Source organism: Frankia sp. Mgl5 (assembly GCF_023242985.1).
GTDB classification, from domain to species: Bacteria; Actinomycetota; Actinomycetes; order Frankiales; family Frankiaceae; genus Parafrankia; species Parafrankia soli.
On sequence record NZ_JALKFY010000641.1, the window covers coordinates 12570 to 33895 of the forward strand.

18 protein-coding genes and 1 pseudogene are annotated in these 21326 nt (G+C 73.5%); 9 read left to right on the plus strand and 10 right to left on the minus strand.

The window, feature by feature from the left end:
* Positions 1-27 precede the first annotated feature (27 nt).
* Complete coding sequence (locus MXD62_RS20160) at positions 28-1053, minus strand: MBL fold metallo-hydrolase (RefSeq protein ID WP_248831075.1); 1026 nt, start codon at positions 1051-1053, stop codon at positions 28-30.
* Positions 1054-1581: 528 nt separating this feature from the next.
* Between MXD62_RS20160 and MXD62_RS20165 the strand changes: the two genes are divergently transcribed.
* Positions 1582-2073 (plus strand): hypothetical protein, encoded by a 492-nt coding sequence (locus tag MXD62_RS20165; RefSeq protein WP_248831076.1) that lies wholly within the window; start codon positions 1582-1584, stop codon positions 2071-2073.
* Between the two features lie 160 nt (positions 2074-2233).
* Positions 2234-2902 carry a class I SAM-dependent methyltransferase family protein gene (locus MXD62_RS20170; RefSeq protein ID WP_248831077.1) on the plus strand — a complete coding sequence of 223 codons (669 nt, stop codon included), beginning with the start codon at positions 2234-2236 and terminating at the stop codon, positions 2900-2902.
* A gap of 181 nt (positions 2903-3083) precedes the next feature.
* Here the strand turns inward: MXD62_RS20170 and MXD62_RS20175 are convergent, their stop codons facing one another.
* The 5 genes from MXD62_RS20175 to MXD62_RS20195 form a co-directional block, all read right to left on the minus strand.
* On the minus strand, positions 3084-3728 hold the full coding sequence (locus MXD62_RS20175; protein ID WP_248831078.1) for a class I SAM-dependent methyltransferase: 645 nt from the start codon (positions 3726-3728) through the stop codon (positions 3084-3086).
* Between the two features lie 156 nt (positions 3729-3884).
* Complete coding sequence (locus tag MXD62_RS20180; RefSeq protein ID WP_248831079.1) at positions 3885-5954, minus strand: tetratricopeptide repeat protein; 2070 nt, start codon at positions 5952-5954, stop codon at positions 3885-3887.
* Positions 5955-6034: 80 nt separating this feature from the next.
* Positions 6035-6175: a hypothetical protein gene (locus MXD62_RS20185; RefSeq protein WP_248831080.1), complete on the minus strand. Its 141-nt coding sequence runs from the start codon at positions 6173-6175 to the stop codon at positions 6035-6037.
* Positions 6172-8469, minus strand: coding sequence for an FdhF/YdeP family oxidoreductase (locus tag MXD62_RS20190; protein ID WP_248831081.1), 2298 nt, complete (start codon positions 8467-8469; stop codon positions 6172-6174). The genes MXD62_RS20185 and MXD62_RS20190 overlap by 4 nt, the downstream gene beginning before the upstream one ends.
* Positions 8470-8564: 95 nt before the next feature.
* Positions 8565-9236 carry an enoyl-CoA hydratase-related protein gene (locus tag MXD62_RS20195; RefSeq protein ID WP_248831082.1) on the minus strand — a complete coding sequence of 224 codons (672 nt, stop codon included), beginning with the start codon at positions 9234-9236 and terminating at the stop codon, positions 8565-8567.
* 414 nt (positions 9237-9650) lie between these two features.
* Here MXD62_RS20195 and MXD62_RS20200 point away from each other — a divergent pair, with 414 nt between their 5' ends.
* From MXD62_RS20200 to MXD62_RS20210, 3 genes are all read left to right on the plus strand, one after another.
* Positions 9651-10343 (plus strand): hypothetical protein, encoded by a 693-nt coding sequence (locus MXD62_RS20200; protein ID WP_248831083.1) that lies wholly within the window; start codon positions 9651-9653, stop codon positions 10341-10343.
* Between the two features lie 481 nt (positions 10344-10824).
* Entirely contained in the window at positions 10825-12192 is a 1368-nt protein-coding gene (locus tag MXD62_RS20205) for a DUF2889 domain-containing protein (RefSeq protein ID WP_248831084.1), read from the plus strand.
* A 136-nt stretch (positions 12193-12328) separates the two neighbouring features.
* On the plus strand, positions 12329-12964 hold the full coding sequence (locus MXD62_RS20210) for a response regulator transcription factor (protein WP_020460044.1): 636 nt from the start codon (positions 12329-12331) through the stop codon (positions 12962-12964).
* 45 nt (positions 12965-13009) lie between these two features.
* Here MXD62_RS20210 and MXD62_RS20215 read toward each other — a convergent pair whose 3' ends face one another.
* On the minus strand, positions 13010-13348 hold the full coding sequence (locus MXD62_RS20215) for a hypothetical protein (protein WP_248831085.1): 339 nt from the start codon (positions 13346-13348) through the stop codon (positions 13010-13012).
* 268 nt (positions 13349-13616) lie between these two features.
* Between MXD62_RS20215 and MXD62_RS20220 the strand changes: the two genes are divergently transcribed.
* Positions 13617-15551 carry a PASTA domain-containing protein gene (locus MXD62_RS20220; RefSeq protein ID WP_248831086.1) on the plus strand — a complete coding sequence of 645 codons (1935 nt, stop codon included), beginning with the start codon at positions 13617-13619 and terminating at the stop codon, positions 15549-15551.
* Here the strand turns inward: MXD62_RS20220 and MXD62_RS20225 are convergent.
* Together MXD62_RS20225 and MXD62_RS20230 are read right to left on the minus strand one after the other, a co-directional pair.
* A complete protein-coding gene (locus tag MXD62_RS20225; protein WP_248831087.1) occupies positions 15517-17895 on the minus strand; it encodes an AAA family ATPase in 2379 nt (792 codons plus the stop codon). The genes MXD62_RS20220 and MXD62_RS20225 overlap by 35 nt on opposite strands.
* Positions 17896-17954: 59 nt before the next feature.
* Positions 17955-18704, minus strand: coding sequence for a TetR family transcriptional regulator (locus MXD62_RS20230; protein ID WP_248831088.1), 750 nt, complete (start codon positions 18702-18704; stop codon positions 17955-17957).
* Positions 18705-19262: 558 nt separating this feature from the next.
* Here MXD62_RS20230 and MXD62_RS20235 point away from each other — a divergent pair.
* Positions 19263-19427, plus strand: a complete 165-nt coding sequence (locus MXD62_RS20235) for a hypothetical protein (RefSeq protein ID WP_020460040.1) — start codon at positions 19263-19265, stop codon at positions 19425-19427.
* A 107-nt stretch (positions 19428-19534) separates the two neighbouring features.
* Here MXD62_RS20235 and MXD62_RS20240 read toward each other — a convergent pair whose 3' ends face one another.
* Positions 19535-19846: a hypothetical protein gene (locus tag MXD62_RS20240; protein WP_071066897.1), complete on the minus strand. Its 312-nt coding sequence runs from the start codon at positions 19844-19846 to the stop codon at positions 19535-19537.
* 417 nt (positions 19847-20263) lie between these two features.
* Here MXD62_RS20240 and MXD62_RS20245 point away from each other — a divergent pair.
* Together MXD62_RS20245 and MXD62_RS38840 are read left to right on the plus strand one after the other, a co-directional pair.
* Positions 20264-20515 (plus strand): annotated as a pseudogene (locus MXD62_RS20245) (Prokaryotic metallothionein); the annotation flags it as partial.
* A gap of 127 nt (positions 20516-20642) precedes the next feature.
* Positions 20643-21326 (plus strand): GNAT family N-acetyltransferase (locus MXD62_RS38840; RefSeq protein WP_248831090.1); only part of this gene is annotated, 684 nt, incomplete at its 3' end.

Below are 21326 nucleotides of genomic sequence, written 5' to 3' on the forward strand. Positions count from 1 at the left end.
CAGTACCTGCCGCCGGCGGACGTCCGATCACGACCCGGTGAACCGCCAGGTGGGGGGGTCGCCGGGCCGCTCGTGCACGAGCCCGCGCCGTTCGAGCGCCCGCAGGTGCGCGAGCGCCTCGGAGACGGCGCTGCGCTTCATGAAGCCCCCGATCTCGTCCCACGGCCGCGACCACGTCATGAGCCGGGCGACCTCCCAGGCGGTGGTCGCGCCGGGGCGCAGCGCGGCGATCACCTCGGCGAACCGGTGCTCATGGTGCAGGCGCAGCTCGGCCAGCCGGGACGACAGGCCTTCGAAGCGGTACTCGTGCGCGGGCAGCGTGCCCTCCGCGGGCAGAGCGTCGACCTTGTCCAGCGAGCGCAGGTAGTCGCCCAGCGGGTCGTCCGCGACGCGCGACTCGAACGGGATGTTCGGCGTGATCCGCGGCAGCACGTGGTCGCCGGAGAGCAGCAGCCGGTTGGCCGGCTCCCAGAAGCACAGGTGGCCCGGGGAATGGCCGGGCGTCCAGACCGCGCGCAGATCCCAGCCGGGCACGTCCGGACGGTCCCCGTCCTCGAGCAGGATGTCCGGCTGCGGCAGCGCGGGCAGCGGGCCGGGCGGCAGCATGTCGACGGTGAAGTCCCGCAGGGCGTCGGCGGGCGCGCCGGCCCGCACCATCCCCTCGTTGACGGCCTGGAACAGCTCCATGGGGTCGGTCGGATGGTCGCGCAGCAGCGCGGCGTCCGCCGGGTGCAGCGCGATCCACGCCCCGGACGCCTCGCGCAGCCGGCCGGCGAGACCGTAGTGGTCGGGATGCATGTGGGTCGGCATGATCCCGCGCAGGTCCGTGACGGCGTAGCCGGCCGTGGCCAGGCCCGCCTCGACCGCGGCGAAGGCGGCGTCGGTGTCCCAGCCGCTGTCGATCACGTAGGCGCCGTGATCGGTCTCGAACAGGTAGACGAAAACGTGGCTCAGGCCGGACGTCGGCAACGGCACCGGAATGCTCCACAGGCCGGGCCGGAGCCGTTCCACGGGTGGCAGGCCCACCCCGGGGCGCCGCGCCACGGCGGTCACGCGCCGATCACCGCCAGGCGGCCGGGCTGCGTCATCCGATCACTCTCCCGCTCCGGCCCGCACGACGTCACAGGTACCGAGAGTGGGGCTGGTACCGCCGACGGCGGACGGGCAGCGGTCGCCCGCTCCCAGCCGGCCGAAGCCGCACCGGACACAGAGAGCGAACAGCCGGAACGATATTAGATACCTTTTTAACACTACTAAACGACCGGCTCGAATATGCACCAAGCCCCCACGGTCAAGATCGCAAATAGGAGGGCAGCGGCGGAGTCTCGTCCTGTTTGTCACACTTGGCGCATGTGGTGTGGATGGCGTTCGCGTCGATGGGGATCAGCTGCGGTGCTTGTCGTTACGGGTGTTCTGCTGGTCGGGTGTGGTGCGGATGACGGCGAGTCGTCGGGTGATGGTTCGACCGGCCCGGCGCCGACCGGTCCCGCGGCGGCTGCGGCGGACGCGGCGGCAGCGTGTGTCGCTCTGGCCCGCAGCACGGACGACCTGCGGCTGCCGGCGGATGCGTCCCAGCCATGGGTGGCTGGTGACCGGCTGAAAGGTGCGCAGCGTCTCACCGGCGCGGCGGCGGAGCAGGACGGCCGTTTCACCGTGCTGAAAGAGGCTGTCGACCGGATCGGAGACGACACCGACCGCCTGGATATCGCCGGTCTGACCGACACCATCCCGGCCGCGCTCGCCGTCTGTCGCACCGCGGGTCTGCCCGCCGACCCGGTTGAAGCGACCGACGCCCAGGCGGACGCGGCGGCGGGATGCGCCGCGGCGGCACGAACCCGGGACCAGTTCATCATCACCGACTACCGGTCGCTCGTATTCGCGACCACACTGCGTGTCGAGGGGGCCGTGGGTTTGTTGACCGCGGCGAGCAAAGCGGACAGCCGCTACCAGCCCCTCGTCGAGGGGATCGAACCAGTCCAGCAGGACCTGCAGACCCTCGCGTTCGATCAGCTGCGCACCGACGGCCCCAATCTGCTCACCGCCTGCGACCGCCAGGGATTGCCGCACGAGTAGAGACGAGGCCGTCCAGAGACCTGCCGGGGTGCAAGTCGAGGACGTCGTCCGCACCGCCCGCGAAGTCCTCGTCATCGGAACCTGACTCTGGCGACGATCACGTGCTCGGATTCGGTCGGCGGGCCCCGCGCGTCCGGTTCCCCGGCTATGGTCGGGTTTCATGGATCGCTTCGCTCCGGAGCGCCATTGGGTCGGCTGGCACCGGCAGTACGACGTCGCGGGGTCGTCCCTGCGCCGGCGCCTCGCCCTCGTTCAGCGGCGCATTCGGCAGGCGCTGGACAGTCAGCCAGCAGGGGAGATCCGCGCGCTGAGCATGTGCGCCGGCCAAGGCCGCGACATCCTCGGCGTGCTGGCCGACCATGCACGTCGCGACGACGTTCGGGCCCGGCTGGTCGAACTCGACCCCGAGCTTGCCGCCGACGCCGAGCACGCGGCGCGTTCCGCCGGACTGAACGGCGTGGAGGTCGTGGTCGGCGACGCTTCGGACACCACCGTGTACGAGGGCGTCGCCCCAGTGAACCTCGCTCTGGTCTGCGGAGTGTTCGGAAATCTCAGCGACGTCGACGTGCGGCACACCGTCAAGCAACTGCCCCGACTGTGTCGGCCCACCGCGACCGTGATCTGGACCCGTCATCGCCGGTCACCCGATCTCACTCCCGCCGTATGCTCCTGGTTCGCCGACGCGGGGTTCGAGCAGGTGGGGTTCGACGTCGAGGACGGCTTTCTGATCGGTGTCGGAACGCATCGGCTGGTTGGACCGACGTTGCCGTACCGGCCAGACATTCGGCTGTTCGACTTCGTCGGGGACGGCGACGACGCCCACCGGTAGGAAGCCCACCGGTAGGAAGCGTGCGTCCACATCGATGACGCGCCGGCCGCGAATGATCGCGGTATCCCCGCCATCGCGCACAGTCGCGATGACCGCCAGAGGTCGTCGCCAGAACCCGGAACCTGACCCCGCATGCCATCCACGAGCCGGCCGTAGGTAGTCCGGTGAAGGCCCTGGTCTCCTACAGGCGGCGGGCCAGCAGCTGTGCCTGCCGGCCTCGTTCTTCGTCCGTCGGTGCTCGCACCAGCCGGGCCACCTCGACCAGGCCTGCCTGCCTCATCAACCCGGCGAGGTGGTCGGGCGGCCAGCGGTAGGCGCCGGTCACCCGATGGTCGTAGGCGTGCACCCCGGCCGCGGACTCGTCGGTGGCCAGGAAGCCGAGGCGCAGGTGGCCGCCGGGCGCCAGGACCCGGTGGACCTCGGCGAGGACGGCGGGGATGTCGGCGGGCGGGGTGTGGATGAGCGAGTAGCGGCACAGGGCACCGCTGACCGAGCGGTCCGGCAGGTCCAGCGCGGTCATCGTGCCCACCTCGAACCGCAACCCTGGGTGAGAGCTTCGAGCCAGGGCGACCATCTCCGGCGACAGGTCCACACCGAACACGTCCAGCCCCAACCTGCGCAGGTAGGCCGTCGCATAGCCGGGCCCGCAGCCAAGGTCCGCGACCGGGCCCGCGAGATCGCGCACGACGTCGGCGAACGCGGACAGCAGCGCACGCTCCAGCGGCTGGCGATCCAGCACGTCAGCGAAAAGCTCGGCATACACCTCGGCCACACCGTCGTACGCCGCCGCGACGGTCGCCAGATAGCTCGGGGCAGACTCGGCCATGGCCGATCATCATAGGGGTGGGAAACACGATCATCGGCCCTGCCAACCGACGCGACCGGAACCCCGCCACCTACCGGGGCCGGTCACAACAGCACTCACGTGACATCAGACATGCATTTCGTTCCTTAAATGATGTTGAAATGGATACGGCCGGGCTCAGCCACCCGACCACAGCGCGCGGATGTCCTCCCGGTGGCCCCGAGCCCACCGGGTGACCCAGGCGCGCGGGCCCGCTGGAGGGTCGTCGCGCCATCCGACGACGTCCCAGCCGATGACCTCGGTGAACAGGTCGCGGCCGGCGTCGGCCGCGCCGAGGGCGGCCAGGTCGAGTGCGAGGTGCAGCGCCGCGTACAGAGTCAGCGGATGCTCGTCGCCGAGCCGCGCCCGTGCGCCGGCCAGCGCGCGGGCGTGCAGGTCACGGGCGTGCGCGCCGCGGCCGAGGCCACGTAGCGCGACGCCGAGCACCGCCGCGGTCCACACGGTGTCCGGGTGGGCGGCGCCGGACGTCCGGCCGCGGCGGGCGAGCGTCTCCGCGAGCAGATCGTGGGCCGTCCCGTACTCCCCCAGCCGGGTCAGGGCGTGACCGAGGCTGTGCGCCGAGCGCAGGGTGTCGCGGTCGTCCGGCCCGAGCACGGCCTGCTGCCGGTCGACGGTGTCCCGCAGCAGGCGGGCGGCCTCGTCGTGGTCGCCGCTCTCCCCGGCTGCGCGGGCCAGGTTCCACGCCGAGTGGAGGGTGTCGCGGTGCTGCCCGCCGAGCACCCGGACCCGGCGGGCGTGGACGTCACCCAGGAGCGCCCGCGCGGTGTCGTGATCGGCGAACCCGTCCGCACGGATCGACGCCTCGAGGTCGGCGGCGGCGAGCGTGTCCGGGTGGTCGGGGCCCAGCTGGCAGCACCAGCGGGCCCGTGCCCTGTGCGCGAGCCGTTCGCCCGCCTCGTATCCGGCGGAGGCGGCGCGATAGCGGGCGGTGCGCAGCACCAGCCGCCGGAAGTCCGCGCGCTCCTCGTCGATCCACGTGGTGAGCGTGCGGACGTGCGGGTCGAGCGTGGCGAGTGCCGGCCACGAGGCCGGGTCCGCGGGATCGGGACCGGTGCGGTCCGCACCGGCCAGCAGCCGCTGGGCGCCGAGCAGGGCCGCCGCCCGCCGGTCACCGGCCAGCCGGCCGCGCACCAGGGCCTGGACGTGCCCGTGCACGCGGATCGCTGCCCCGTTCCAGTCGGCCAGCCCGAGGCGGTCGAGCCGGCCCGCCGCGGCGGCGATGCCGGCCGGCGCCCGGGTGAGCGCCAGGGGCTCCGTGGCGAGGAACGCCACCTGGTCGAGGAGGCCGGCCGCGCCCGGATCGACCCCGTCCAGTCGCGTACGGCTCGCCGTCACGGCCGCGGCCACCGGATCGGAGACGGCCTCCCGCCCGAGCAGGGCCAGGTAGTCGGCGACCGGCTGGCCGGTCGTCGCCAGGTGGCGGCCGGCCAGCGCGACCGCGAAGGGGACGTCCGCCAGCGCACAAGCAAGCGTCTCCGCGGCCGGCGGGCTGATCCCGCGGTGGTGCTGCCGCAGTAGCAGGACCGACTCGTCCCGGCTGAGGTCGCCGACCTCGATCAACACCGGCGCGAGCCTGGCCACTGCCGGTCCGCGGCTCGTCACGAGCATCCGGCCGCTGTCCGGCGGTGCGACGGCGGCCAGGTCGCGGGGATCACCGACGCCGTCGTAGATGAGCAGCCAGTCCGTGCGCTGGCCGAGCTCGGCCCACAGACGGCGCAGCACGGCGGCGCGGGGGCCGACTGCCGGCGGGGCGATGGCGGCGGCGAGCCGGGTCAGGCAGGACTCGGCGCGTTCGGGGGTGTCCGCGTCCACCCACCACACCAGGCCGTAGTCGCCTGCGTGCTGATGCGCGTACTCGACAGCGAGCCGCGACGCGCCCATCCCACCCGCCCCGCGCGCGGACACCAGCCCGACACTGTGCCCCCGGCCGACGTCACGTCCCTGACCTGCGTTGCGCCCCCGGCCGGCGTCGCGCCCGCGGCCGAAGTCGGGTCCCCGGCCGGCTCCTGGCGGGCACAGTTCGCGGTGAAGGCGCTGGAGCAGCGCGTCACGGCCCACGAAGAACGGGTCGCGGCGCGGGACGTTCCATTCGGCCGGCTGCCAGTCGCCCGTGGCACGGGTCGCGGGGAGCCTGGGACGGACACCCTCGTGTGGGTCCGGTCGGCCGCCGGTCAGCACCCGCGTCACCTCGGATTTGCTCAGCAGTCAGGTCGGCGTAACCCGCGTCGATCCCCCGCGGGACGAACCCGTCGACCGGATCCCCATCTTCACCGACGGTCGGCGCCGTCGGTCGCGTCCGTGCCCGGCCGGATGGCGGTGTCGGCATCGCCGCAGGCCCGGGGCGTGCCGCCGGTTCCCGCCGCCGCCACCTCGGTGGGATCCGCGCCGGGCGCCGCGGGCCGCGTCACCGTGCCGGGTGGACGTCCAGCCGGATCAGGATGGACTTCGACGTCGGGGTGTTGCTGCGCTTGGCGGTGCTGTCGAGGGGCACCAGGACGTTGGTCTCCGGGAAGTAGGCGGCGGCGCAGCCGCGGGCGGTGGGATACGAGACCACACGGAAGTCGGGAGCGCGGCGCTGCACGCCGTCGGTCCAGACCCCGATCAGGTCGACCCGGGCGCCGTCGGCGATGCCGAGCTCGGCCAGGTCGTCCGGGCTGACCAGCACGACCCGGCGGCCGTGGCGGACCCCGCGGTAGCGGTCGTCCAGGCCGTAGACGGTGGTGTTGTACTGATCATGGGAGCGGATCGTCTGCAGGAGCAGGTGGCCGGGGGGCGTCGGCCGGATCTCGCAGGTGTTCACGGTGAAGGCGGCCCGCCCGCTCGGCGTCGGGAAGGTCCGGCTGTCGCGGGGCGGGTGCGGGAGCAGGAAGCCGCCGGGCTCGTCGAGGCGGGCCTCGTAGTCGGCGAACCCGGGGACCACGTTCGCGATGTGCGCGCGTATCCGTCGGTAGTCTCCGGCCAGCGCCGCCCAGTCGACCGCGGGCACGGCGGCGGCCGCGGCGGTGCGCCGGCCGAGGGTCGCCGCGGCCAGGCCGCAGATGATCGCGATCTCGGAGCGCAGCTCGGGCCCGGCCGGGGCCAGCCGGCCGCGGGAGGCGTGGACGGAGCCCATCGAGTCCTCGACGCTGACCCGCTGCGGGCCGCCGGCCTGGACGTCCAGCTCGGTGCGGCCGAGTGTGGGCAGGATGAGGGCGCGCTCGCCGGTGATGGCGTGCGAGCGGTTGAGCGCGGTGGAGACCTGCACGGTGAGCCGGCACCGGCGGATCGCGTCCTCGGTGACGGCCGAGTCCGGCGTCGCGGCGACGAAGTTGCCGCCCATCGCGACGAACACCTTCACCCGGCCGTCGCGCATGGCCCGGATGGTGTCGACGACGTCCAGGCCGTGGTGGCGGGGCGACGCGAAGCCGAACTCGGCGCCGAGGGCGTCCAGGAACGCGTCGGGCATCCGTTCCCAGATGCCCATCGTCCGGTCGCCCTGGACGTTGGAGTGGCCGCGCACCGGGCAGACCCCCGCGCCGGGACGGCCGATGTTGCCCCGCAGCAGCAGGAAGTTCACCACCTCCCGGATCGTCGCGACGGCGTCCGGGTGCTGGGTGAGTCCCATCGCCCAGCAGACGATCACCTTGTCGGCGGCGAGGACCCGCCCGGCGAGCTCGTCGATCTCATCTGGGCGTAGACCGGTGGCGGTGGCGACGTCGCCGGGGGTCAGGTGGGCGCGTACGTGCGCCGCGAACTCCTCGAACCCGGTCGTGTGCCCGGCGATGAAGGCCTGGTCGAGGACGGTGCCGGGGCTGGCCTCCTCGGCGGCGAGCAGCCGGGCGGACAGCGCCTGGAACAGGGCCATGTCCCCACCGAGGCGGATCTGCAGGAACTGGTCGGCGAGCGCGGTGCCCCGGCCGAGCACTCCGGAGACCCGCTGCGGGTTGCGGAACCGCATCAGCGCCGCCTCGGGCAGCGGGTTGACCGCGACGACGCTGCCACCGGCCCGCTTCAGCCGCTCCAGCGACGTCAGCATCCGCGGATGGTTGGTGCCCGGATTCTGCCCGACGACGAGCACCAGGTCCGCCGTCTCCAGGTCCTCCAGGGTGACGGAGCCCTTGCCGACCCCGATCGTCTCGGTCAGCGCGGCACCCGACGACTCGTGGCACATGTTCGAGCAGTCCGGCAGATTGTTCGTGCCGAACGCGCGGGCGAAGAACTGGTAAAGGAAAGCGGCCTCGTTGCTCGTCCGCCCCGAGGTGTAGAAGGCGGCCTCGTCCGGGTTTTCCAGGCCGGTCAGCTCGTCGGCGACGATCCGGAAGGCCTCGTCCCAGCCGACGGGGGCGTAATGGTCGCTGCCCGCGGCCTTGTACACGGGGTTGATGAGCCGGCCCTGTTCACCGAGCCAGTGCCCGGAGCGGGTGGCGAGGTCGGTCAGGCTGTGCGCGGCGAAGAACTCCGGTGTCACCCGGGCCCGGGTGGCCTCCTGCGCGACGGCCTTCGCGCCGTTCTCGCAGAACTCGGCGCGCGAACGGTCGTCCGGCCGTGGGTCGGGCCAGGCGCAGCCGGGGCAGTCGTAACCGTCGTCCTGGTTGAGCAGCCGCAGGGTCTGCACGGAACGGCGCACGCCCATCAGCTCCCGGCAGCGCGCCAGGGCGTGCGCCACGCCGGGAACACCGGCGGCGGACGTCGCCGGTTCGCCGATCCTCAGCTCGGGGTCCATAGCGATCCGTCCGTCGTCGGGAAGCTCGCTGGTCGGGCGGCCGTCCGTCCGTCCGACGCTACGCGCGGCGCGCGCGAACGGGGAGGTCCGCCGCGTCAGCCGAGGGGACGCTCCCGGTCGCGCAGGGCGTTCAGGACGGGGGCGTACATCCGTGCCTTGATGGTGCCCAGGGTGGTCCCCGCCCGGCCGGCCTGGGCTCGCGCGATCTCCACGCCGGTGCCGCGTACCTCCTCCTCCGCCACCGCGCGGTCGACGATGGCGGCGGCGCAGGCGTCGCGGCCGCCGTAGCGGCGGGCCGTGGTCATCGCCTCGTGCGCGGTCTGCGGGCTCAGCCGGGCCTGGATCAGCGCGGACATCGCCGGGGTGAAGGGGATGTCGATGTCGGCCTCGGGCAGGCACCAGTAGCCGCGGTCGGCCCGCATCACCCGGAAGTCGTGCGCCAGGGAGAACATCGCGCCCGCGGCGAACGTGTGTCCCTGCAGCGCGGCCACGGTGACCACCGGCAGGGCCAGCATCCGGGCCAGCAGTTCGTGGACGCTGACCGCGTACTCCTGCTGTCGGTCGGCGTTCGCGAGCAGCCAGTCCAGATCCAGCCCGTTGGAGAAGTACTTCCCGGTCGCCGCGGTCACCAGGGCCCTGGGCCCGGTCGCCTTCTCCACCTCGTCCAGTGCCGTGTCGACGGAGGCGATCCAGTCCGGGTGGAAACGGTTCTCCCCGTCGCCGATGTCGAGGACGAACACGTCGTCGTGGCGGTCGAGCGTGGGCACGGCGGCTCCTTCTGGGCGGACGGCGGACCGGGCTGGTGGGACTGACTCGGCGGGACCGGGCTGGCGGGGGTTCGGCCGCTGGCGTCGACCAGACCGAAGACCACCTGCCCCGCAACGGTTCCCGGTACCCGCACCACTTCGACCCACAGCCGGATCACTCTGTCGCGCATGCGACCCCGATGCACTGCTCCTGATGCGGCGCGTCAGAAGAAATGTCCGTATCGTCCCGAAGGTCAACAAAGGTCACGTTGACGGGTGGGGGGCATCCGGCAAGAACCACCGAGCGGAAACCGGCGGCCGCAGCGACAGGCGACACCGGTCGGCCGTCCGCGGTCCGCTCAGAAAGGGACGACAATGAGACACGCCCGGACCCGATGGACCCAACTACCCCGCCTGGCGGCGGTCGTGACGGCGATGGGACTCGCTCTGACCCTGGGCGCCTGCGGGGGTGGCTCGGACGGCGCCGGCGAGGCCGCGACCACCGGTTCCCAGGCGGGCTCAGGGGCGAGCGGTCCACTCAACGGCATCGAGACCAAGTCCGCCGCGGAGATCATCTCGGCGGCCGCCAACGCGCTGCGCGGCGTCGACAGCGTGCACTTCGCCGGCGACGGGGTCGACGAGGGCAAGCCGGCGTCGGTCGACCTGCGGCTGGACTCCCACGGCACCGTCACCGGGTCCATGGACACCAACGGCATGCGCCTCGAGGTGCTGCGGGTCGGCGGCGTGGCCTACGTGCGCGGCGAGGGGCTGGCGGCGGCGTACCCGGGTGCCCGTCCCGAGCAGTGGGTCAAGACCGGGCCGCTCCCCAACGACGACAACCTGAGCCTCGACGGCGCGGCGGACGACATCGAGGACATGGCCGACGATCTCAAGGCCGGCGAGACCCCGACCGTCGAACAGGTGACCGAGCAGGGCCAGCCCGCGGTGAAGGTGACGACGAAGTCCCACACCCTGTACGTCGCGAACGTCGGCGAGCCCCTGCCCCTGCGCCAGACCGGCACCGGCGTGGACAGCGGCACACTCGACGCCACGTTCACCGAGTTCGGGCAGCCGGTCACGGCCTCCGCCCCCACCGACGTCTTCGAGATCCCGCGAGCCGCCTCCTGATCCGGGTTCCACCCGCTCTCCGGTGAAGCCCGCCGGGTGCGCGCTTCCGCGCGCCCGGCGGGCTTCACGCGTCCGCGGTCGACCGTGACCGCCGCCACGGCGGTCCCTCGCCCGGCTTTTCCGAATACAACCGGGATCAATAAGAAACAGAAAACGGCAACGACGAACACTGGTTCGCTGTTATCTCGAACACATCCCATCCGGGAATCCCCGGGCGACAGTCCGGCCACGGCACGACCGGCCGGCATCCAAGCGGCGCAGGTCACACATTCGGACGAGCTATGTGAAAAGGCCATCACCCACGAGGGAGGTGATTTGCCGGCGGCCCGCCATATCGTGGGAAGCCAAGTAACCCGCGGGAACCCCGGCTACCGCGCTGCGGCCATTGGCCACGGCCAGCGGGAGCCACGGCCAGTGGGAGCCGCGGGCGCGCGCCCCGAGGAGCGGGTGCGCGCACGACAGCAGTGATCGGAGTACGCGCATGGCGCACGGTCAGACGGCCCCCGTCGCCGTCCAGGCATCCCCGACCCAGGTGCCCCGCCAGGCCCCCGGCCGGACCGGTCCCCGCAGTCCGCACACCGGCCGGCCCCGGTCCGGCGAGGATGCCCGCCGCTCCGGCACCGGCGGCCCCCGCACCGGCCAGCCGCTCCCCGGCGCCGACACGGCCGTCGGCCAGTGGCCGGGGACCACCGGCTCGGCGCAGGGCACACCGCCGCGCCGCCCCGGCTCCGTCCGGCGGACGACCTCGATCATGATGGAGCGCCCGGACGGCCTCACCGGCCCGCTGCACCTCACCGGTGTCGGCCGTGACCTGCTGACCACCGCCACGGGCGAGGTGGAGGTCCTCGGCGAGGCGCGGCTGCGTGTCGTCCTCGACTACATGGCCGCGCCCGGCCCCGTCCTCGAGATCGAGTCCGAGCCCGCCGTTCCCGGCCTCGCGAGCCTGGTCGGCGCCTCGGCGCGGGCCGGCTTCCGCGGCGCCGCCCGGCAGATCCTCGCGGCCGCCGACGCCGCCGGTGCCGGCGCGGAGGGCGACGCGGCCGACGCCGACAGCGGCGTGGCCGACAGCAACGGCGACGGAGCTGGTGGGGCGTCCACCACCCGGCGCTCGCTGCTCGAGCAGCTCCTCGACGACGTGCCCGTGGCGACCCTGGTGTCGGGCTCCGCGCTCGGGCGCAACGGCATCTTCCGCGACGACCCCTCGCGGCACGCCGGCGCGGAGGCCGGTGGCAACCCGATGCTCGACGTCTGCGCCGGCTGGCAGCGGGAGGGGCTGCTCGCCCGCGTCTCCGCCGAGCGCAGCGCCGACCCCGAGGCCCCGGTGCGGACGACCATGGTCGTGGCCGGCGACCTCGCGGTCGACGAGGACCCGCTCGGGTGGCATCCGCTGCCGCCGATGGGCACCCACGCCATGCGCCGCCTGCGCCGCATCGACCTCGTCCCGATCGGCGGCGAGCCCGCCGGCGCCGGACCCGCCCGTACCGGGTCCGCGGACGGGGCCGCCGACGGGGCCGCCGCCTTCCGGGTCGACGCCTTCTTCCGCGACACCTACCGGGAGGCGTCCGGCGCCGAGGTCGTCGTGCACGAGTACGGGATCGACGCCACGGTCGACCAGTCGGCCCACGTCGTGCGCTCGGTGGGGCGGGCCGGGGTCCTGCCGGGCCCCGAGTGCCCCCAGGCGCTGGCCAGCGCCGAGCGCATCGTGGGACTCGGCGCCGCGGACCTGCGCCGCACCGTCTCGCGCACCTTCACCGGGACGACCACGTGCACGCACCTCAACGACACCCTGCGCTCCCTGGGCGACCTCCCCGACCTGATCGAGCGGCTCCGCTCGGCCACCGCCCGCTGAGGATGACCGACCGGTCGCCGTCATCAGGCCTTCCGCGCCGGGTATCAGGGACAAAAGTCCTGCACCCGGAGTCCGTACCGGCCGACCTCCCGTCCGGGAGGCCGCGGCGCGTCTCCCCACGGGTACCTTGACGATCATGACTGGTGTTCGCGTCTTCCTGCTGGACGATCACGAGATCGTCCGCCGGGGCATCCGGGAGATGCTGGAGGACTCCGGGGACATCGAGGTCGTCGGCGAGGCGTCGACCGCGGCGTCCGCGCTGCGGCGCATCCCGGCCGCCCGTCCGGACGTCGCGGTGCTCGACGCCCGGCTGCCGGACGGAAGCGGGATCGAGGTGTGCCGGGAGATCCGCTCGGCGCAGCCCGCCGTCGGCTGCCTCATCCTGACCTCCTATGACGACGACGACGCGCTCTTCGCCGCGATCATGGCGGGTGCCTCGGGGTATCTGCTGAAGCAGATCCGGGGCAACGACCTGGTCGGGGCGATCCGCACGATCGCCGCCGGGCGCTCGCTGCTCGATCCCGCCGTCACCCAGAAGGTGCTGGCCCGGCTGCGCGACGAACCCGCCGAGGACGAGCAGCTCGCCGCGCTCGGCAGCCGCGAGCGCCAGATCCTCCGGCTGATCGCCGAGGGCATGACGAACCGCCAGATCGCGGGCTGCGTCCACCTGTCGGAGAAGACGGTGAAGAACTACGTGTCGGCGATCCTCGGCAAGCTCGGCCTGACCAGCCGCACGCAGGCCGCCGTGTTCGCGGCCCGACTCAAGAGCTGACGGCGGCCCGGCCGCTGACACGCGGGGCCGGTGGGCGGCACTCCGTCAGCTGCGCGTAAGTGCCCCCCGCCAGTGCCAGGCGGGCGAGCCGTTCAGGTCGTCGCGCACGACCACGCCCGGGGTCACCCGCGGCATCGACTGGACGTCCCACGGGGACAGGCCCGCCACCAGCGGATCCACGGGCAGGTCAAGGCAGCTGAAGACCCGGTCGAGGCGGTCGCGGAACAGTCTGAGCGCGGTGTGAACGACCCAGCTCTGGTTGTGTCCCGTCCGCGGGTCGAAGGCGTGCACGGTCTGCCGACGCGCGCTCGCCCAGGCCCAGCAGATGCCGTCCAGAACGCCGAGCCGCTCCAGCGCGTGCAGCGCCTCCACCCGCTCGCTCATACTTCGACGGTAGGCGGGCGGGAGGTGCCGGACCCGGCCCTGGAGCGGTTTTCGAAACATTCCCGAGCAGGTGCCCGCGGACGTCCGCACCTCGCTTCGGACGTCCCGCCCGATCGGTCCATCGCCACCACCATCGGACCGCCACCGCGCCCGGGCTGTCCGGTTGCCGACAGTGCGGACCCTGGCACGCAACCAGGCGTGATTACTCCGCATCATGACTGACGGAACGGCGCGCGGCCCGGCGTGCCGGCCAACCGCCGGAGGGCCCATGGACGCGTGCCGCAGCGCCGAGGATCCAGTCACCGCGCCCGGCGGCCAGCCCGCCGCCGGCCCGCTGCGGCCTGACGATCCCTCCGAGCTGGGGCACTACCGCGTTCTCGGGCGGCTCGGCGAAGGCGGGATGGGCACCGTCTTCCTCGGCGCCGCCCCCGATGGACGGCCGGTCGCGATCAAGATGATCCGGGCGGAGGTGGCCGGCGTGCCCTCGTTCCGCGCGCGCTTCCGCCGGGAGGCCGAGCTCGCCCGCCGGGTGGCCCGGTTCTGCACCGCCGAGCTGCTGGACGCGGTCGACCCGCCCGACGGGCCGCCCTTCATCGTCACCGAGTTCGTGGACGGGCCCACACTGGCCGCCGCGGTCGCGGCCGGTGGCCCGCTCGGCGCCGCCGACCTTGAGCGGGTGGCCGTCAGCGTGGCCGCGGCGCTGACCGCCATCCACGGCGCCGGTCTGGTCCACCGCGATCTCAAGCCGGCGAACGTCCTGCTGTCGTCCCTGGGGCCGCGCGTCATCGACTTCGGGATAGCCCACGCCGCGGACATCACGCACGTCACCCGGGACTCGATCGTCGGAACGCCGGCGTTCATGGCTCCCGAGCAGGCCCTGGCGCAGCCGGTATCCGGAGCGGCCGACGTGTGGGCCTGGGCCGGCCTGGTCACCTTCGCCGGAACCGGCCGGCCGCCGTTCGGTGACGGCCCACCCGAGACACAGATCTTCCGGATCGTCCACGGCGACCCGAACCTCGACGGGCTGGACCCGGCGCTGGGCGCCGTCGTCCGGCGGGCGATGAGCCGGCAGCCCACGGACCGCCCCACCGCGCAGGACCTACTGCAGCAGCTGGTCACCCTCGGCGTCGAGGTCCCGGCTTCGGCGACATCCGCACTCGCGCTCCCCACGGCGGACGGCGGTGCGCCGCCCCAGGGTCGGGCGCCCGCGAGCGGCCCAATCCCGCCCACCAGCCCAGCCGGCCCGTCCAGCTCACCCAGCTCACCCAGCGCGGCCCGGCGGACGCGACCGGAGCGCCGGCCGTCCGGACGCATGCTCGTCGCCGCGCTGGCCGGGGTCGTCGTCGTCCTGGTCGGCGCCTGGCTACTGCTTCAGGCACAGCCGCCGGACGGCCGTGACGACACCGATGCCCGGGTAAGCGCCGCCCCCGCTCCAGGCGACCCCACCGGTCCGCCGGACGGCCAGTCGCCAGGAGGCGGGGAGGCAAGCCCGGGCACCGCGACGGCCACCGGGCCCGGGCCGGGCGGAACCGCCGGGGAGGTCACGCCGCCCGGCGAGCCCGTCGAGATCCCGGACGTCGTCGGTCGGCCGGTCGCCGAGGCGGAGGAGGCGCTCCGCACCGCCGGGCTGACGAACATCATCCGCACCACGCGGCTCGACGACCGGCCCGCGGGCTCCGTCATCGGGATGCACCCCGCCGCGGGCAGCGAGGTGAGCCGGGACGCGGCGATCGAGCTCGACGTGTCCGACGGGCCGGGGCACACCACCGTCCCCGACCTCGTCGGGCGGTCGGAGGTGGACGCCCGCTCCGGGCTCGACACGGCCGGCCTGAAGATGGTCGTCCAGGAGAACAGCGGGCCGTCCAAGGTCGGGCCGGGGCTGGTGGAGCGGACCGACCCACCGGGCGGGACCCAGGTCGCCTACGGCACGACTGTGACGATCAGCGTCGTGAGCCGGCAGGTCGCCGTTCCCGACGTGGTCGGCCAGAGCGCCGCCGCGGCCACCGCGACGCTGCGGGACTACGGCTTCGACGTCGTCGAGGAGCGCGGCGCGGGCTCCCAGCCGGCCGGGGTCGTCATCGCCCAGCTGCCGCGGGCGGGCCTCGTCACCCGGGGGGCGACCGTCACGATCACCGTGAGCCAGCCCCGGTCGAACGGCGACTCGCAGGTCACGCAGACTCCGGAGCCACCTCCAGTCCCCTGACCAGCGCGGGATCCGGGCGGCCCGCTCCCCCGGGCCGAGGTACCCGCGGGAACGGGCCGCCCGGATCCGCGAGAGCGCTCGGGAGCTCACCCGCGTGGATCACTGCCAGGGAGGTAACCGCCCGGGTCAGCACCACGTAGAGCCGGCGCAGCCCCTGGACGGAGCCCGGCCCGGAGCCGGCGACGGACGCCGGGTCGACGAGGACCACATGGTCGAACTCGAGTCCCTTCGCGAGCGACGCGGGCACGACAGTCACCGGCCGGGACGCCCGCCCTTCCGGCACGGGCTTGTCGGTGAGCGAAACGCCCTCGGTGGGCTCGGCGTCGCCGGTGAGCACGGCCTCATCCGCGGGCTCGGCGTCCACAGTGAGGGCGGCGTCCTCCGTAAGGGCGGCGTCGTCGGTGAGGGCGGCGGCGGGCAGGCCCGCCGCGCGCAGCGACGCCGTCAGGCCGCCGACGGCCTCGTCGGGGGCGATCACCGCCACCGAACCGCCACGGCCCAGCCCGGCACGGACCTGGCGCGCGGCCTCGCCGGCCAGGTCGTCCAGCGGGGCGGCGATCACCCGCAGCGCACCCGGGACGGCGCGGGTCGACGACGCGGGAGGCAGATCCGGCGCGATGCTCGGGAGCAGACGGTCGGCGAACGAGAGGATCTCGGCCGGTACCCGGTGGCCCCGGGTCAGCACCTCCAGCCGCGCGGCGGGCTTACCGAAGTGGGCAAGCGCCTGCTCCCAGGAGCGCGTGGCCCAGGCGGTGGTGCCCTGGGCCAGATCCCCGAGGACGGTGAGCGAGCCGGTGGCGCACCGGCGTCCGACGGCCCGGCACTGCATGGCCGAGAGGTCCTGGGCCTCGTCGACGATGACGTGCCCGAACGCCGGCACGCCGTCGATCAGGTCCAGTGCCTCGTCCAGGCAGAACAGGTCGGCGGGCGACCAGCGGACGGCCCGCCGCGATGTCGGCCGGTCGGCCAGCAGCAGGCGCTGCTCGGGCGCGGAGAGCACGCCGTCGGCGGCGTGGGCGAGCAGGGCGGGGTCGGTGAACAGCCGGTGGATCAGCCCGGCCGCGTCGGTGCGCGGCCAGACGGCGTCGACCGCCGCCCGGACGGACCGGGTGCGGGCGAGGCGCTCCACCGCGGAGTCGGCCGGCAGGTGCCCCCGCTCCTCGGCGCGGCGGACCACCGCGGCGGCGATCCGCCGGGCGAGCAGGTCCCGGGCCACGCGATGGCGGTGGCCGCCAGCCTGGATGCCGGCGGCCAGGCCGGCGATCTCGTCGCCGCTCACCGTCCACCGACCGAGCGAGCTCGTGATCAGGGCAGCCGGCGGGGAGGCGTCAGGCCGGGTGGCGCCGAGCGCCCGGCGGATCACCACGGCCATCCGGGCGTCGCCCTTGATCTCGGCCACCGGCTCCGGGTCGGTTCCGCGCGCCGTCGCGACGTCCACGAGGGCGGCGAGACTACGATGGGTGACGGTGAACTCGCCGAGCGCGGGCAGGACCGCGCCGATGTAACGCAGGAAGGCCCGGTTCGGCCCGACGACGAGCACCCCGGCGCGGCTGAGCCGCTCCCGGTAGGCGAACAGCAGGTAAGCGGCCCGGTGCAGGCCGACCGCTGTCTTGCCGGTGCCCGGCGCGCCCTGGACGCAGACACTCACCTCGAGATCGGCCCGGACGATCTCGTCCTGCTCGGGCTGGATCGTCGCGACGATGTCACGCATGGGCCCCGAGCGGGGCCGCGCGATCTCGCGGGCGAGCAGGTCGCCTCCGGCCGGCCCGCCGGCCCGTGACGCGCCCGCCGGGCCGGGCGACGGTTCGACGAGCGGCTCCTCCTCGAACGCGGTGAGCTCGGGGCCGTCGAACCCGAACCGGCGCCGCGCCACGAGCCCCATCGTGTCGCCCCGATAGGCGCGGTAGTACGGACGGGCGATGTCGGTACGCCAGTCGACGACCAGCGGATCATCGCCGGCGGCCTCCCGCACATGGCGCCGTCCCAGGTGGACGCGCCGACCCGGCGCGGCGGCGGCGCCCGCGGCGTAGTCGATCCGTCCGAAGAACAACGGCGCCCCGCTCGCGGGGTCGCTCAGCGCCTCGAGGCGCCGCCGCCGCGCCGCTTTCAGGGACGCGTTCGTCACCTTGTCAGCGACAGGGTCGCCTTCGGCGATCTCCGTCGCCTCGGCCTCGTGCCGCATCCGGACCAGCGCCGCGCGGGCGCGGTCCAGGTGACGGCGCTCGGCGGCGAGCTCCGCCGACCACGGATCCACCGACCGGGCGTCCGCTGGCCGGAGATCCGCCGGCCGGACATCCACGGACCGGGGATCCTCATCGCGCCCCTCGGCCGCGCCGTCACCCATGCCGACCCCTCCACTTTACGAAGTCAATAACTTGACCGAGTAAAGCAGATCGAAACCGCTCACCCGGGCCCGGGCACCGTCCGACCCTGAAGATCCGTCCGATCGGGGAAGTCCGCCCGGTCCGCACGATCCGCCCGGTCCGGGAGATCCACGAGACCTGGAAGACTCGCGAGTCCTGGGAGGTTCGCGAGTCCGGCGAGCGCGCCGAACGCCCGGCGGGCCGCCGCCTCGGCGTCGGGCAGGACGTCCGCCGCGGCCGCGCCGGCGTCGAGGCGGTGCCAGTTCTCCCGGGCCAGCACCCGTTGGACGGTGAGGACCGCCGCCGCGGCGAGCCGCGCGTCCACCTGGGCGGCGGGCGAGCCGGCCGCCTCGGCGAACGCGTCCGCCAGGGCGTCCTCGTCGGCGGCGGTGTACTGGGCCATCCGGCCCAGCAGGCTCGGGGTCGAGAAGACCAGGCGATGGTAAGCGAGCACCTCGGGCACGTCGCACAGCCCGGTGACCGGTTCGTGCTGTCGCAGGCCCGCGAGGAAATGAGCCTCGAGAGCGGCGAGCGGCGACTGGTCGGCCGACCGCGCCCGCACCACCCGGGCCGCTTCACCACGGTGGTCGAGCACGCGGTGGAGGACGAGGTCCTCCTTGGCCGGGAAGTAGCTGAACAGCGTCGGTTTCGACACCTCGGCGGCCGCGGCCACCTCGGCGACGGAGACACGCTCGAAGCCCCGTTCCAGGAACAGCGAGACGGCGGCGGCGGACAGCGCGTCGCGGGTGCGCCGCTTCTTGCGGTCCCGCAGGCCGAGTGGCTCGGTCATCGCCGCCGCCTACCCGCTCCGCTCCCCCACGAGCCGTCGGAGGGCCTCCGGGGCGCGGCTGTGCCGCCGGGCCGCCGGACGTCCGGCGGTTCGCTCGGGTGCGATCTCGTACTCCACGACATGCACAGTAAGGCGCGCCGGCGCCGGACCGTCACGGCCCCGACGGACCCGGGCCGGCCGGGACCCGCCGGCTGGCATGCCAGCCGCACCGGTGCCCGTTACCAGGCGTCAAGAGCGGCCTGGAAGGGAAAGAAAGTAAGACAGGCACGCGGACCACCAGGCGTCACAGCCAGTTCCCCGGCGGCCCGCTGCACCGCTCCGACGGTCTCCGGCGGCAGGCGTCCCGCACTGCCGGCGGACCGACGACGCGACAAAAGGGGGACGGGATGACGCGACAGCGCCGATCGCGCCCACCTGGGGCGGAGATCGCCGCACCGGGGACAGATCGTCACTTATCGCATCCGGGCCAGGACCGAAGTTAACACGAAGGAAGCCTGGATTTAATTTTCGTTGAATCGCCGTGTGCAATTCTGCAGTATGCAGACAGGTGGTGCTCCCGTGGTCGATATCGTTAAGATAGCAGCGTCGATCGACGATATCCCCACCGTTGAAGAAACAGACGCGATGCTGGAGGAGCTGCGCAGGCTCCCACGCACCATGGAGACGATCAGGTTGATGGATGACCTGCTGGAGCTCCGATCGCTACTCGGCGCGACGTGCTGAGAACGCGCGCCGAGTAGCGTCGGAGGGCTTGGCGGCGCACCGCTGGACGCACTGTTCAACTGTGGTGCGCCGACATTCCGGCCTGGCCGGTCAGCAGGAGGGTGTTACTAGGCGCCGAAACCCTGCTGGCCCTGCTGGCCCTGGTTGCCCTGCTGGCCGCCACCGAAGCGCTCGCCGGCCTGACCCTGGCCGCCGCCGACACCGGCCAGCTCACGCAGGCGGTTCTCGACGTAACGCTCGCTGTGGTGCGTCTTGTCCGCGATCCGGGCGACGAGGTCATTGATGTCGGTCGCGGAGTCGAGGTCCGCCGCGCTGACCTGACCGAACTGGTCAAGGAGGCGGTAGCGGAGCTGCCGCCAGTTCTGACGGAGCTGCTGCTCCACCTGCTGGCGCTGCTGCTGCTGCTCCTGCTGGCTCATTTTCTGATCCCTTTCTCAGTGGTCATTTACTGGCGCGCACCGAGGTGCGGGGCGAACGCTACCCCAGCGACTTCGGGCAGCGTCAAACCCGCACCGGAATCCGAATGTATTCGGCCAGTCCGGGGCCACCACGACGGAAACAGCCCGCCGGGCGCATAAACGGTACCCAGGGTTCAGCACGAGGCCGACCGATGAATACCGGCTCGCCGGCCATCATTTCGCCGTTTCCCGCCGAAGCGGATGGCGCCGCGGCCCGACGCCACGCGCTCGCCGCTCGCATCACCGGCGAACCGCCGACCCGGCCGCGGCGGGGTGCCGCGATCGCGCCGGTTCGCCCAGGGACCGCCGGGGGCGAGAACGTGCGATCAGGAGCGCACCGAAAGTAGCGTCGGGACGTCCTGACGCAAGGAGGCTGTCATGCGTGCGTGCGACACCTGCGGAAACGATTACTGGATGTCCTTCGAGATCCGGGTCGTCAGCGGTGAGACGTACACCTTCGACTCGTTCGAGTGCGCGGTGCAGAAGCTCGCCCCGCGCTGTGAGCACTGCGACTGCCGGGTGATCGGGCACGGCGTGGAGGTCTCCGGGCGTTTCTTCTGCTGTGCGCACTGCGCACGCCAGGCGGGCGGAATGGGCCGTGAGATCCGCGACGCCGTCGGAGCGCACCCCGACGGATCGGCGGCCGGGGCGGGAGACGGCGCGCCCCGGCGACGGGTCGGCCAGGCGACGGCGGGCGAGCGGTCGGATGGGTGACAAACGCCCCGGAGCGCCCGTTTTCCGCAGGTGAACTGGATGGGTGACCGGACCCACCACGCAATCAGAACGCTGGCATCCGGAACGGCGGAAACGAGAACGGCGGAAACCGGAACGGCGCCGGCTCGTACGCCGGAGCCGGGCGCGAGCCTGCCCGCCACCGGGGCCGCGAATCCGCCTGCTGCGCCCCGGCGAGCAGGCCATCGTCGACGAGGTGTTCGCCGGGCTCTCACCGAGAAGCCGTTACCTGCGTTTCCACGCGCCGCTGGGCGCCCTTCCGGCAGCGCACCGCCGCGCCCTCGTGGACGTCGACGGCCGTGACCACATCGCGCTCGTCGCGGTGGAACGCCGTCCGCTGGGAATCGCGCGGCTGATCCGCACCGGACCGGCCGAGGCCGAGGTGTCGGTCGCGGTCGTCGACGACGCCCACCGCAGGGGGGTGGCCCGTCGGCTGCTCGCCGAGCTCGAACGTCGCGCGTGTGCGGCCGGTGTCCGCGAGCTGCACGCCAACGTGCTCGCCGAGAACACCGCCGCGCTGGCACTGTTCCGGGCGAGCTTCGCGCAGGGCCCGTGCGTGGTGGAGGGCGATGTGCTGCGCCTGACGTGCCTGCCGGGCCGCCGCGCGCGGTGGCCGGCCCGGCCGGGCCGGCCGGCCCGGCGCCGCCCGGGGGGGGGGGGGGGGGGGGCCCCCGCCCCGCGGGCCCCCCCCCGGCGCCGGGGGGGGGCC